Origin of the sequence: Nakamurella sp., from assembly GCF_048594475.1 — a bacterium.
Classification (GTDB): Bacteria; Actinomycetota; Actinomycetes; order Mycobacteriales; family Nakamurellaceae; genus Nakamurella.
This window is the reverse complement of sequence record NZ_JBMDXT010000216.1, coordinates 1-12,212: the sequence shown is the minus strand read 5'-3', so window position 1 is coordinate 12,212 and position 12,212 is coordinate 1. Positions and strand designations below refer to the sequence as shown.

At 74.5% G+C, this 12,212-nt stretch carries 9 protein-coding genes and 2 pseudogenes; 9 read left to right on the top strand and 2 right to left on the bottom strand.

Features of this window, described 5'->3' with window-relative positions:
• The 6 genes and pseudogenes from ACOJUF_RS10170 to ACOJUF_RS10145 all read left to right on the top strand — a co-directional run.
• A pseudogene (locus ACOJUF_RS10170) lies at nt 1-1,449 on the top strand (transcriptional activator domain-containing protein); the annotation flags it as partial.
• 93 nt (nt 1,450-1,542) lie between these two features.
• Nucleotides 1,543-1,920 carry a hypothetical protein gene (locus ACOJUF_RS10165; RefSeq protein ID WP_420121739.1) on the top strand — a complete coding sequence of 126 codons (378 nt, stop codon included), beginning with the start codon at nt 1,543-1,545 and terminating at the stop codon, nt 1,918-1,920.
• Nucleotides 1,921-1,982: 62 nt separating this feature from the next.
• Nucleotides 1,983-2,498: a hypothetical protein gene (locus ACOJUF_RS10160; RefSeq protein WP_420121738.1), complete on the top strand. Its 516-nt coding sequence runs from the start codon at nt 1,983-1,985 to the stop codon at nt 2,496-2,498.
• Nucleotides 2,495-3,442: an NAD-dependent epimerase/dehydratase family protein gene (locus ACOJUF_RS10155; RefSeq protein WP_420121737.1), complete on the top strand. Its 948-nt coding sequence runs from the start codon at nt 2,495-2,497 to the stop codon at nt 3,440-3,442. Before ACOJUF_RS10160 ends, ACOJUF_RS10155 begins: the two co-directional genes overlap by 4 nt.
• Nucleotides 3,443-3,467: 25 nt before the next feature.
• Nucleotides 3,468-4,172, top strand: a complete 705-nt coding sequence (locus tag ACOJUF_RS10150) for a DUF4386 domain-containing protein (protein WP_420121736.1) — start codon at nt 3,468-3,470, stop codon at nt 4,170-4,172.
• A 9-nt stretch (nt 4,173-4,181) separates the two neighbouring features.
• Nucleotides 4,182-6,740: a DEAD/DEAH box helicase gene (locus ACOJUF_RS10145; protein ID WP_420121735.1), complete on the top strand. Its 2,559-nt coding sequence runs from the start codon at nt 4,182-4,184 to the stop codon at nt 6,738-6,740.
• Between the two features lie 192 nt (nt 6,741-6,932).
• Here ACOJUF_RS10145 and ACOJUF_RS10140 read toward each other — a convergent pair whose 3' ends face one another.
• Complete coding sequence (locus ACOJUF_RS10140; RefSeq protein ID WP_420121734.1) at nt 6,933-7,904, bottom strand: aldo/keto reductase; 972 nt, start codon at nt 7,902-7,904, stop codon at nt 6,933-6,935.
• 92 nt (nt 7,905-7,996) lie between these two features.
• On the opposite strand from ACOJUF_RS10140, the gene ACOJUF_RS10135 reads away from it, so the two are divergent.
• Both ACOJUF_RS10135 and ACOJUF_RS10130 read left to right on the top strand, forming a co-directional pair.
• On the top strand, nt 7,997-8,851 hold the full coding sequence (locus ACOJUF_RS10135; RefSeq protein ID WP_420121733.1) for an LppU/SCO3897 family protein: 855 nt from the start codon (nt 7,997-7,999) through the stop codon (nt 8,849-8,851).
• A gap of 91 nt (nt 8,852-8,942) precedes the next feature.
• Entirely contained in the window at nt 8,943-9,194 is a 252-nt protein-coding gene (locus ACOJUF_RS10130; RefSeq protein WP_420121732.1) for a hypothetical protein, read from the top strand.
• A 434-nt stretch (nt 9,195-9,628) separates the two neighbouring features.
• On the opposite strand, the gene ACOJUF_RS10125 is transcribed toward ACOJUF_RS10130, so the two are convergent.
• A complete protein-coding gene (locus ACOJUF_RS10125; RefSeq protein WP_420121731.1) occupies nt 9,629-11,902 on the bottom strand; it encodes a helicase C-terminal domain-containing protein in 2,274 nt (757 codons plus the stop codon).
• 91 nt (nt 11,903-11,993) lie between these two features.
• Here ACOJUF_RS10125 and ACOJUF_RS10120 point away from each other — a divergent pair.
• Nucleotides 11,994-12,212 (top strand): annotated as a pseudogene (locus ACOJUF_RS10120) (hypothetical protein); the annotation flags it as partial.

Here is a 12,212-nt window from a genome sequence, read left to right as displayed (position 1 = left end):
GTCGACGTGCCGGAATCGGCCACCTTGGACGTCGTCGACCGGCTGGCCGATCGATCCATGGTGGTCGTGGACGTCGATGCCGGCGGTGCGGTGCGCTACCGGCTGCTGGAGAGCGTCCGCGCCTACGCCCTCGATCGGCAGGCCGACGCCGGCCTGACCGACCCGATCCGCGACGCGCATCTGGCCTGGTTCGAGCGGGCCGCCGCGCTGGCCGCCGTCGAGCACCGCGGTCCCCGGCAGGCCCGGCACCTGGCGGTGGCCCGCGACGAGCGCGCGAACATCGACGCGGCCTTGGCGTGGGCGGCGGGGCGCCACCCGCTGGCCGGGCTGCGGATGGCCCTGGGCTTCGGCTGGGTGTGGGTGGTGCTCGGCGAGGGTGCGGGGGCGGCCGAGCGGCTGCGCCGAGCCGTCGCCGCCGCGGGCGAGGCCGCGCCCGCGGGCGACCGGGCCATGGCGCTGGCCCTGGCCGGCTGGAACGAGGTGGGCGGTGACGTCGGCCGGGCCGTGGCCGAGTCGGAGCGGGCCGTGGCCCTCGCCGATCGGGCCGTCGACGACGATGCCCGCACCGTCAGCCGGTTCGCCCTGGCCTTCGCCCTGATCCACGCCGGGCGCGCACCCGAGGCGGCCGACCTGCTGGACCGGTGGCGCACGATGGCGGTCGACCGCGCCGCCGGCTGGGATCTGGCGATGGGCGGCGTCCTGGCCGGGTACGGCGCCCTGGCGGCCGGCGCCCCGGCCCGGGCGGCCGCGGCCTGCGCGCAGGCCGGCCCGCTGCTCCCGGCGTTGGGTGATGACTGGCTCACGAGCCACATCGAGTCGATCCTGGGCGAGGTGGCCCAGGCCGATCAGCGGCTGGCCGACGCCGGGCGCCACCTCCAGGCGGCGGCCGACAGTGCCCATCGGGCAACCGCCTTCGCCGCCGAGGGGTTCCATCTGGCCAACCTCGGACGGGTCCGGCAACTGGCCGGGGACGACGCCGGCGCCGCGCGGGCGCTTGAACGGGGTATCGCGATCATCGAGGGTGTCGGCCTGATGCGGGCTCTGGCCCTGTCCCGTATCCGGCTGGCCCGGGTCCGGCTGGCCCTGGGTGACCGGGCCGGCGCTCGGGCCGAACTGCTGGCCGCGGATCGGTGGTTCCGGGAATCCGGCGGCGGTGACGAGGCGTCGCTGGCCGCCGTGACGTTGGCCGCCACGGACGCGGAGGACGGTGTCGCCGGCGCGCCCGAAAGGCTGGCCGATCTGCTCGAGACCGCTCGAGGCGCGGGCGATGTCGACGCCCAGGTGCTGGCGTTGGACGCGACCGCCGCGCTGCTGGCGGTGACCGGCGACCCGGCGCCGGCCCGCCGGCTGCTGGCGGCGGCGGACGAGCTGATGCCCGGGACGACGCACCGGCTGGCCGACGTCGACCGGCGGGACGCCCGCCGGGCCCGCGCGCTGCTGATGATCTGAGCGCGGCGGGGCATCAGCCGCGTCAGACGGGCAGTCAGCCGGACGTCAGCCGGGCGTCAGCACAGCGTCAGCGGACCGACCGATCGTGGTCCCATGCCCGAACCACACCCCGCTTCCCCGATCCCGGTCGCGCCGGCTACCCATCTAACGGAGGCCGAGCTGATCGAACGTCTCCTGCATCGGGACGCCGACGCTCCCGCGCAGATCCTCGCCCGGTCGGCGGCCACCACCTCGCCCGATCTCCTCGTGGCCGCCGCGATCCTGGCCGGCCGCCCGGCGCCCGCCCTCGTCCGCGCGCAGCGCTGCGCCGTCAGCGCCCGGGACCGCCAGCTGGTCGCGTTGGCGGCCGCCCGCCTCGCCGGTGATTCCTTGCTGCTCGACGCCCTGGTCCGGGACCATCTCGCCGACCATCCCGATGACGCGCTGGCCGCCTGGATCACCGATCCTTCCGCGGTGGCGGGGCGGTCGTGATGGACACCCGCGAACGCCCCGATCAGGTCGGGTCCCGCCGGTGGGTCCTCGGCCTCCGGTGGATGGTCACCTTCGTCGGCTTCCCGCTCGGTGGCCTGGCCGCCATGCTCACCGTCGGCCGGGTGGACAGCGTCGCTGCGGCCCTCACCGGCGGGCTGATCACCGGCGCGGTGCTGGGTACCGCCCAGGTCCTCGGTCTCGGCCGGCTGATGACGAACCCGGCCGGATGGGTCGCCGCCACCGCCGGTGGTCTGGCTGTGGGCCTGGGCATCGGCGCCACCGCCGTCGGGTTCGCCACCGACCTGACGTCCCTGATGATCGAGGGGGCGATCAGCGGCCTGGCCGTCGGCGCAGCCCAGGCCATCGTGCTCCGCCGCCCTCGACACCGGCTCGCCCTGGCCTGGCCGCCCTACCTGGCCGCCTGCTGGGCGCTGGCCTGGGCGCTGATCACCATTGCCGGCGTGCAGGTCGACAACCAGTTCACCGTCTTCGGCGCGATCGGCGCCGTCAGCGTCACCGCCGCCACGCTCGTCCTCCCGTTCGCCCTCGCCCGCCCCGCCGTCAGGAGCGCATCATGACCCGCCACGTCGTCTTCGGAACCGGACAGATCGGCCGGCTCGTCACCGAGCAACTCGTCAGCCGCGGCCACGACGTGATCGCCGTCAACCGCAGCGGGCGGGGCCGGATCGACGGTGCCACGGTCGTCGGCGGGGACGCCACCGATCCGGCGTTCACCACCGGCACCACGGTCGGTGCCGAGGCGGTGTACTTCTGCCTGAACGCGGGCCACTACGACCGCTGGCCGCAGGAGTTCCCGCCGCTGCAGCGAGCGGTGCTGGCCGGGGCCCGAGCCGCCGGGGCCCGGCTGGTGGTGCTGGACAACCTGTACGCCTACGGACCGGTCGGTGGCCGGGATCTGGTGGAGACCCTGGCGGCCCAACCGACCTCGGCCAAGGCCGCCACGCGGGCGGCCATGACGACCGAGTTGTTGGACGCCCACCGCCGGGGCGAGCTACCGGTTGCCATCGGCCGGGCCTCCGACTACTTCGGCCCCGGGGCGACCCACTCCGCCCTGGGAGACACGGTGTTCGGCACGGCGTTGACCGGCCGGACCGCCCAGGTGATGGGTGATCCGGACACCCTGCACAGCTACTCCTACACTCCCGACGTCGCTGCCGGTCTGGTCACCCTGGGAACGGAAGCTCAGGCCCCGGGCCGAATCTGGCACCTGCCGGTGGCACCGGCGTGGACCACCCGACAGATCGTCGACCACGTCTACGGTCTGGCCGGGCACCGGCCGAAAATGTTTGCGGCCGGCCGGAGCACACTCCGCGCGATCGGCGTCGTCAAGCCGATGATGCGCGAGTACCTGCACACCCTGTACCAGTTCACCGATCGGTGGGTGGTCGACGACTCCGCGTTCCGCAGCACCTTCGGCGAGCCGGCCACCCCGCTGGAGTCCGCGCTGGCCATCACCTTTCGCTGGTACGCCGACCAAGCCACCGCCCGCATCTCCGCCTGAATCCCCCCGACTCGAAAGGACCGTCATGTCCGACCGCACCGCTCGGCGTACCGTCGCCGGACTCCTGGCCACGGCCGCCGCCCTGGCCATCGCCGGATTCACCGCCCTGGGATCGATTTTCGACTACCCGGCCGTGCTCAAGCACCCGGCGGCGCAGATCCTCGCGTCCTTCCGGGAACACCAGTCCGGCGTCACCACCTGGTTCCTCGTGCTGACCGTCAGCGCCGCGTTGCTGGCGCCGGCCGGGATTCTGCTCGGGCGGCTCACCGGCGGTTCACTCGGCCGGACGATCGCGATCGTCGGCGTCGCGGCCGCCGTGGTGCAGGTCGTCGGGCTTTCCCGCTGGGTGCTGTTGATCCCCGGCGTCAGCGCGGACGCCCTGCACCCCGCGACGGCCGGGGACGCCGAGCAGCGATTCGAAGCGCTGCACTTCTGGTTGGGCACCATCGTCGGCGAGACCATCGGCTACGCGCTGACCGCGACCTTCACCGTGCTGGTCGTCGGGGCCGTCGCGGCGCCGGTCTGGGTGCGGATTCTGGGCTACGCCTCGGCCGCCCTGATCGCGACCGGGGTTCTCATCCCGGTCGGGGTCGGCGTCGCGAGCCTGAGCAACTTCGCCGGCTACGTCCTGTGGTGCCTCTGGCTGATCGTGATGGCCGTGGTGCTGTGGCGAGCGTCCGGCTCGCCCCCGGCCCGGACGGCCGCCCCGGCCGTCGCCGCTCGTGGTTAGCTGAACGTCATGTCCCGAGCCGCCGCCTCCGCTCCGGGGGCGGCGGCTCTGCTGGAACCGCCGCCCGGTGCCGACCCCGACCAGCTGTTCGACGTGTTCGCGACCTGGGCCGCGGCGCGCGGGCTGCCGCTTTACACCCACCAGGAGGAGTCACTCCTGGAGATCGTCGCCGATTCCAACGTCATCCTGGGCACCCCGACCGGGTCCGGCAAGAGCCTGGTCGCCACCGCCGCGCTGTTCAACGGGCTCGCCACCGGCCGGCGGGCCTACTACACGGCGCCGATCAAGGCGCTGGTCTCGGAGAAGTTCTTCGACCTGGTCGACATCTTCGGCCCGTCGGCGGTCGGCATGATCACCGGCGACTCGGCGGTCAACGCGGCCGCCCCGATCATCTGCTGCACCGCGGAGATCCTGGCCTCGGTTGCGCTGCGCGGCGGCGCGGCCGCCGACGCCGGGGTCGTGGTGATGGACGAGTTCCACTACTACGGCGACCCGCAGCGCGGTTGGGCCTGGCAGGTGCCGCTGCTGGAGCTGTCCCGCGCCCAGTTCGTGCTGATGTCCGCCACCCTGGGCGACGTCCGCTTCTTCGCCGACGACCTGACCAGGCGCACCGGCCGGCACACCGCCGTCATCACCGACGTGCCCCGGCCGGTGCCGTTGCACTACTCCTACACGCTGGTTCCGCTCACCGAGACGCTGCAGGACCTGCTGGAGACCAAGCGGGCGCCGGTCTACATCGTGCACTTCACCCAGGCCGCCGCGCTGGAACGAGCCCAGGCGCTGTCCAGCATCGCGGTCGCGTCCCGGGCGGAACGGGACGAGATCGCCGAGGTGATCGGGGAATTCCGCTTCTCCCCGGGGTTCGGCCGGGCGCTGTCCCGGCTCGTCCGGCACGGCATCGGAGTGCACCACGCCGGGATGCTGCCCAAGTACCGGCGGCTGGTGGAAAAGCTCGCCCAGTCCGGCCTGCTCAAGGTCATCTGCGGCACCGACACCCTCGGCGTCGGCATCAACGTGCCCATCCGCACCGTGCTGTTCACGTCGTTGAGCAAGTACGACGGGCGGCGCACCCGCCTGCTGTCCGCTCGGGAGTTCCACCAGATTGCCGGCCGGGCCGGCCGGGCCGGCTTCGATGTCGCCGGTGACGTCGTCGTGCTGGCGCCCGAGCACGTGATCGAGAACGAACGGGCCGTGGCCAAGGCCGGGGACGACCCGGCCAAGAAGCGGAAAGTGGTGCGCCGCAAGCCGCCCGAGGGCTTCGTCAACTGGTCGGAGACCACGTTCGACAAGCTCGTGGTCGCCCAGCCCGAGCCGCTGACCTCCCACTTCCGGGTGTCGCACGCGATGGTGCTCGGCGTGGTGTCGCGGCCCGGCAATGCCTTCGAGCACATGCGGGCGCTGCTCGAGGGCAGCCACGAGCCGCGCCCCCGGCAGCTGCGACACGCGGTGCGGGCCATCGCAATCGCCAAAGGCCTCATCGCCGCCGGGGTCGTCGAGCGGCTGGACCAGCCGGACGAGACCGGCCGCCGCTACCGTTTGACCACCGACCTGCAGTTGGATTTCGCGCTCGATCAACCGCTTTCGCCACTGGCCCTGGCTGCCCTGGACATCCTGGATGTCGAGTCGGACACCTATGCGCTGGATGCGGTGTCGTTGATCGAGGCCACCCTGGACGGACCGTTCCCGGTGCTGTCGGCGCAGCGGTTCAAGGCGCGCGGCGAGGCGGTCGCCGCGATGAAGGCCGACGGCATCGAGTACGAGGAGCGGATGGAGCTGCTGGAGGACGTCGACTATCCCAAGCCGCTCGCCGATCTGGTCGAGGTCGCCTACGAGTCCTACCGCAAGGGCCACCCGTGGATCGCCGAGTACCAGCCGGAGCCGAAGTCGGTTGTCCGGGATATGTACGAGCGGGCCATGACGTTCTCCGAGTACGTCGCCTTCTACGGACTGACCCGCTCGGAGGGGGTGGTGCTGCGCTACCTCGCCGACGCGTACCGGGCCCTGCGCCGCACTGTCCCACCGTCCGCCCGGACGGAGGAGCTGACCGACATCACCTCCTGGCTCGGCGAACTCGTCCGCGGGGTGGACTCCAGCCTGCTCGACGAGTGGGAGGCGCTGGCCCATCCGGATGCCGACGAGCTGGTCCTGCCGGGCAGCTCGGGGGAGGTCCGGCCGCCGCTGGCCGCCCGCGGGATCAGTGCCAACGAGCGGGGTTTCACCGTCATGGTGCGCAACGCGCTGTTCCGCCGGATCGAGCTGCTCGCCCGCGAGGACTATGCCGCGCTGGGCGAGCTGCACGGCGCGCAGGGCTGGCGCGCCGACGCGTGGGACGCGGCGATGCGCCCCTACTGGGACGAGTACGACGCGCTGGGCATCGGGCCGGACGCCCGGTCGACGGCCTTCCTCCTGGTTCGGCGGATGCCCGAGAAGTGGCACGTGCGGCAGATCTTCGACGATCCGGCCGGTGACCGCGACTGGGGTCTGGCGGTCGAGGTCGATCTGGCCGAATCGGACGAGGCGGGCGAGCCGGTGCTGACCGTTCTGGACCTCGGGCCGGCCACCGGCTGACCTGCCCGCCCCCCGCGCGCCGACTTGCCGGTTTGAGCCCGGAATCGGCGCGATCCGCGGCGCAGACCGGCAAGTCGACCGGCCGGGCCGGGCGGGACCCGGCTGGCGGGGAAGGCCCGACGGGCGGGGAAGGCCCGGCGGGCGGGGGAGACCCGGCGCGTCAGGCCAGCGCGGCGGGCGTCACGCGGCTCGTCAGGCCGGCCCGGGGAAGATCTCGTCGATCGCGGCGAGATCCTCGACGGTGGGGGTCCAGGCGGTGGCCGCCTCGGCGTTGGCCCGGATCTGCTCGGGCGTGGTCGCCCCGGCGATCACCGCCGCCACGGGCTCCTGGGCCAGCAGCCAGCCGAACGCGACCTGCAGCATGGTGACGCCGCGCTCGTCGGCGAACGCCTGCAACCGGGCCAGCCTGTCCCAGGGGGCGGTCTGCAGCAGCTGCGGCTTGATCGCCTGCAACCGGCTTCCGGCGGGTGCGTCTCCGCGGGTGTACTTGCCGGAGAGCAGGCCGTTGGCCAACGGGTAGAACGGCAGGACGCCGAGTCCGAACTCGCGGGCCGCCGGCAGCACCTCGGCCTCGAGACTCCGGTTGAGCAGCGAATACTCGTTCTGCGCCGAGATGAACGGGGTGCGGTGGTCGACCCGCGCGCGCCAGGCGGCGTCGGCCACCTGCCAGCCGGCGAAGTTCGAATGACCGATGTACCGGACCTTGCCGTCGGCGACCAGCTCGTCGAGTGCGGCGAGGGTCTCCTCGATCGGCGTCGCCGGGTCCGGCTGGTGCAGCTGGTAGAGGTCGATCCAGTCGGTCTGCAGCCGGCGCAGCGAGTTCTCCACCGCGCGCCGCACGTACCAGCGGGACCCGCGGGCCGCGAAGTCCGGCCCGTCGGCCCCGTGCATCTCCATGCCGAACTTGGTCGCCACGATCACATCCGCGCGCCGGGCGCCCAGCGCGGCGCCGAGCAGTTCCTCACTGCGGCCCTGCGGCGTGCCGTAGATGTCGGCGACGTCGAAGAGGGTGACACCGGCGTCCAGGGCGGCGTCGATGAGGGCCCTGACCCCCTCGGGGCTCTCGGTGGCGGTGTTCGGCCGGCCGAGGTTGTTGCAGCCGAGGCCGGTGGCGGACACGGCGAGGCCGGATCGGCCGAGGCGGCGAAGCGCTGGTTGTCCCATGTTCGCCAGGCTAACCACGGTGACCCCGGTCCGGCCGGGCGCCTTCCGCCCGACGGAAGCGCCGGACCGCGCGCCCGTGGGACGCTGGCGTCATGCAGCGGCGACCGGGCGGGGCCGGATCCGGCTGGCGCGCGCTGCCGGTCGGCCCGGGTGGCGTGCCGCCGGAGCAGGTCCGCCCGGTCGGCCCGGTCGGATCGGTCGGCGCGGGTGCACCACCCCGGTCACCGGCCCCGGCACCGGCTTCGACGCCGGGCCGGGTGCCCTGGTCGGGGCCGCCGACACCCGAGTCCTCGCTCGACCCGGATCGGGCGGCGGTCAGCGAGCCGCGGGCCGTCCTGGGGTGGTTCGGTGCCGTCGATCCGTTCGCGCGCGTCGGCGCGGACGGGCCCATCGCCGGGGAGGACGGGCCGGACGCGGCGGACACCGCCCGCCGGCGCCGCCGCGCCGTGCTCGCGGTCGCCTGCCTCGGCCTGGTCGCCCTGGCGGTCGTCCTGGCCGGACTGCTGACCACCGCCCCCGGGGCGGCCGGTTCCGGATCGGCCGTGGACCTCAACCCGGGTGATTGCCTGGCCTCGGCCGGCGGGACGACGGTGATCGCGCTCGAGTGCGACGCCCCCGAGGCGGAGTTCGTCATCGCCGCGCGCTTCGACCGCACCGCCGACGACGGCCGGTGCGTCGCGACGGGGTCGGACGTCGTCCTGGTCACCCGCGACGACGCCGTGATGTGCCTGAACTACGTGGCCCGGGTCGGGGAGTGCCTGTACGCCGGCGACACCGACGACATCGGCAAGGCCCCGTGCCGGGAAGCGGGCAGCCCGGCCCGCGGCCTGTTCCGGGTGATCGCCGTGCTCACCGGCACCGTCAGCGGCGCCGGCTGCCCGGCCGGCACCCTGCACACGCTGGTGCATCGGGCCGATCGCGAGGTCGTCTGCCTGGGGCTGCCGTGACCGCACGGCAGTTCCTGGGCGCCGTGGGTCGACACGTCGTCGCATCCGGCTCGCCGCCAGTGGCGGGTGGGCCCTGGCGTAGCCCGGCACGATGCCGACGGTCGATCCCGTCAGCGGTGTCGACCGGTTCGCGCAGAACCGCCGGGTCCTGGCGGCCGACTGGTCCGGCGCCGACGGGACATCGGTCCACCAGGAGCTCGCCGGTTCCCCCGAGATGCAGGTTCAGCCGTTGGGCATGGTCGCCGACGTGCTGACCCTGACGATCGCCGCGACCTCCACGCCGGGAGACCGTGATTACAACGCGATCTCGGAGATCCAGGTGACGGGCCACCCCGTCGGGTGAGCGAAGAGGCGCTCACGCCGCTCACGGCCCAGAGGGTGCCGCCGGGCGGGTGCGCGGATGAGAGTCCCACCGAAAGGGACGTTTCGGGCGCGGATTCGGGCTCTTGATCAGCGCAGGACGGCGGGGCCCCGGCCTGGGAGTGCCGCCGGGCGGGTGCGCGGATGAGAGGCCCACCGAAAAGGACGTTTCGGGCGCGGTTGCGGGCTTTTGATCAGCGCAGGACGGCGGGGCCCCGGCCAGTGGGGTGCCGCCGGGCGGGTGCGCGGATGAGAGGCCCACCGAAAGGGACGTTTCGGGCGCGGGTTCGGGCTTTTGATCAGCGCAGGACGGCGGGGCCCGGCCTGCGGCGCCGCCGACGGTGCAGTGTCTCGCCGGACCGCACAGTCGCCCCCACGGCGGCGCCGGCGACCGCAGGGCCGCGGAGTGGTCTTCGATCAGCGCACTGGCGGGGCGGGCTCGGGGGAGGGCGCGTCGGCGGGGTCGTCCGGCTCGGCCGCGGCGACCGAGGTGATGCGGTGCAGGGGGAAGTTGCGTACCTCCCCGCGGCTGCGGTCGAACGCGACGAGCTTGCCCGGGGTCACGGTGACGGGCTCGACGAGGCGGCGGGCGCTCACGCCCTGCGCGTCGGCGTAGCCGATCCAGGTCGGGCGCCGGTCGCGGGCGGCCGACCGGAGTTGCTCGAGCAGGTCGCCGATCGGCGCGTCGCCCCGCTGGACCGCGGGTGCGGCCCGGTCGACGCTGCGCATCCGCTCGACGAGCGCACCGAGCTGGTCGACCGTCGCGGTCGGCGGTTCCCGCCAGTGCTGCTGGGGCGATCGCGGGCGGGCCCGGGGCGGTCGGGAACGCAGGTCCAGCAGGGCGCCGTAGCCGTCCTCGGCCGCCGGCACCAGCCCACCGGCCCGCAGGTTCGTCATCAGGTCGGGCAGCGCGGCGGTGGAGACGGCGACGGTCGGCGCCAGCCGCCGCACGTCGAGCCCCAGCGACGCCGCCTGGACGATCGCCTGGTCGATCAGGGTCGGGTCGTCGCTGCGCAGGTAGGTGCTGGCCTGCCCCAGCCGCAACGACCCGTAGCGCCGGCCGACGTCGTCGATCAGGTATTCGAGGGCCTGCGGCACGCCGGTCATGGAGTGCTCGCGGAACAGGGCGTGCAGCTCGGCGGTGCTCACGCCGAGGTCGAGTGCCCGCCGCACGGACTGCGGGGTGACGCGGTACACCGAGGCCGAGCCGCTCGATTCCAGATCGGCCGCCTGGGCCAGCCGGGCGGCCAGCTCGGGCACCAGCCGGCCGGGCGCCACGACGGTCAGGTCGGCCTGCACCATCACCGTGTCGACCGGCGCCGGCAGCGCCGCCGTCAGCGCCGCCCGGGCCGCCTCGCGCGCGGCCGCCGGATCGGCCAGCAGCGCCCGGCCGGCCGAACTGAGCCCGCCGAAGGCGACCACCCCGAGCGCGGTGGCCTCGGTGACGGTCGCGTCGAGCACGGCCCGCCGGTGATCCGGCGGGCGCAGCGGCGAGCGCCAGGCGATCCGGTCGTCCAGGCCCGCCGCCGAGAGGCCCTGCCCCGGCGCCAGCTCGGCCAGCATGGTCAGGACGAACCGGCGATCGACCGGCCCCCGGATCCAGGACAGCTCGGGGGACAGCGCGTTGCGGATCTTGTCGGCGGCGTCCTTGGTACCGGCCCGGGCCGGATTGCGCCGCAGGTCGAGCCAGGTGGCCGCGAGATCGGCCCAGGCGGCCTCGTCGGGCAGGTCGAGAAACGCGTCGGCCTCCTCGGTCGGCGTCCACGATTCGGTCACCCGATCCCGCGGATGCTCCGTGGCGATCAGGTCCATGCCGGCGAGCAGCTCGACGTCCAGGGCGGTGGTCCGCTCGTCCGCGCCCCCGGCCTTGGCCAGCCGGCGCAGCTCCCGGATGCCCAGGCCCCCCGATCGCAGCGCCGGCGGCGGGTTCTGACCGATCAGGTCCAGCAGCCGGCGGACCCGGTCGACCGCAGCCAGGGCCTGCCCGGCCGCGGTGCCGTCGAGCGTGGCGGTCCCGTGGTCGGTGATCCCGTCGGTCGGCGGGTGCACCCGGATCGGGCCGAGCGGCGCGGAGCCGCGGGCGGCCAGCGCGACCTCGCGCGGCAGTTCGACGGTGTCGACGTCGATCCGGCGCAGCAGGCCCGCCCGCACCAGGGCGGCGACCGCCCGGCCGACGGAGGAGCGCGGGTCGGTCGTACCGCGCGGCACCCCGGTGGCCAGCCGGTCGACGATCCCGCGGGCGGCCGGGTCGAGGTCGGCCAGCGCGGCGGCGGCCTGCTCGACGGTCATCGACCCGGGGGCGGCCAGGCCGGCCGGCAGCCCGCCCAGCACGGACAGCACCGCGGACGGCATCGCCACCGGATCCTGCCCCCGGACCAGGGCCAGCGACTCCAGCCGCTCCAGGGCGGCGGCCACCGCGTCGGCCGGGACCTCCGGTCCCAGAAACCCGGCCAGCACCGACCGCGGCACGGCGCGCTTCTCGGCGTCCAGCACGGCCAGCGCCTGCAGCACCTGGATGTGGAAGGCGTTGAGCGATTCCATCGCCCGCCAGACGGACGGGCCGGTGTTCAGCCGGCCGGCCAGCACGGTCAGGTCACTGGGCGCGGGCACCGTCAGGTCCGGCCGGGCGCGCAACAGCGCGACCAGCTCGTGGTCGTCACGGGAGCGCAGCCAGTCCAGGGTCGAGGGCATCACTCCCACCCTATTGATCCGGGACCGCGACCACGGCCACGAGGACCGGGCCGGCCGCGCCGTCCCGGGCAGGCGGTAGCGTCTTCGTCCCATGACGACCCGGGCGGGCCTGGTCCGCCGCACCACGACCGGGGCCGCCGCGGCCGCGCTGCTGATCGGCCTGCTGGCCGCCTGCTCCGGCCCGCCGGCCGCCACCGGAACGAGCGCCGGGTCGGCCGTGGCAACCTCCGCCGCGGCCCCGGCCACCTCCGGCGCGGTCACGGCGGCCGCCGGGTACGGGACCGGCGCCTGCGCCCCGACGACCGGCGCG

Coding starts and splice junctions, on each gene's coding strand:
- ACOJUF_RS10165 (WP_420121739.1), top strand. CDS start 1,543: ATGCCCGAACCACACCCCGCTTCCCCGATCCCGGTCGCGCCGGCTACC.
- ACOJUF_RS10160 (WP_420121738.1), top strand. CDS start 1,983: ATGGTCACCTTCGTCGGCTTCCCGCTCGGTGGCCTGGCCGCCATGCTC.
- ACOJUF_RS10155 (WP_420121737.1), top strand. CDS start 2,495: ATGACCCGCCACGTCGTCTTCGGAACCGGACAGATCGGCCGGCTCGTC.
- ACOJUF_RS10150 (WP_420121736.1), top strand. CDS start 3,468: ATGTCCGACCGCACCGCTCGGCGTACCGTCGCCGGACTCCTGGCCACG.
- ACOJUF_RS10145 (WP_420121735.1), top strand. CDS start 4,182: ATGTCCCGAGCCGCCGCCTCCGCTCCGGGGGCGGCGGCTCTGCTGGAA.
- ACOJUF_RS10140 (WP_420121734.1), bottom strand. CDS start 7,904: ATGGGACAACCAGCGCTTCGCCGCCTCGGCCGATCCGGCCTCGCCGTG.
- ACOJUF_RS10135 (WP_420121733.1), top strand. CDS start 7,997: ATGCAGCGGCGACCGGGCGGGGCCGGATCCGGCTGGCGCGCGCTGCCG.
- ACOJUF_RS10130 (WP_420121732.1), top strand. CDS start 8,943: ATGCCGACGGTCGATCCCGTCAGCGGTGTCGACCGGTTCGCGCAGAAC.
- ACOJUF_RS10125 (WP_420121731.1), bottom strand. CDS start 11,902: ATGCCCTCGACCCTGGACTGGCTGCGCTCCCGTGACGACCACGAGCTG.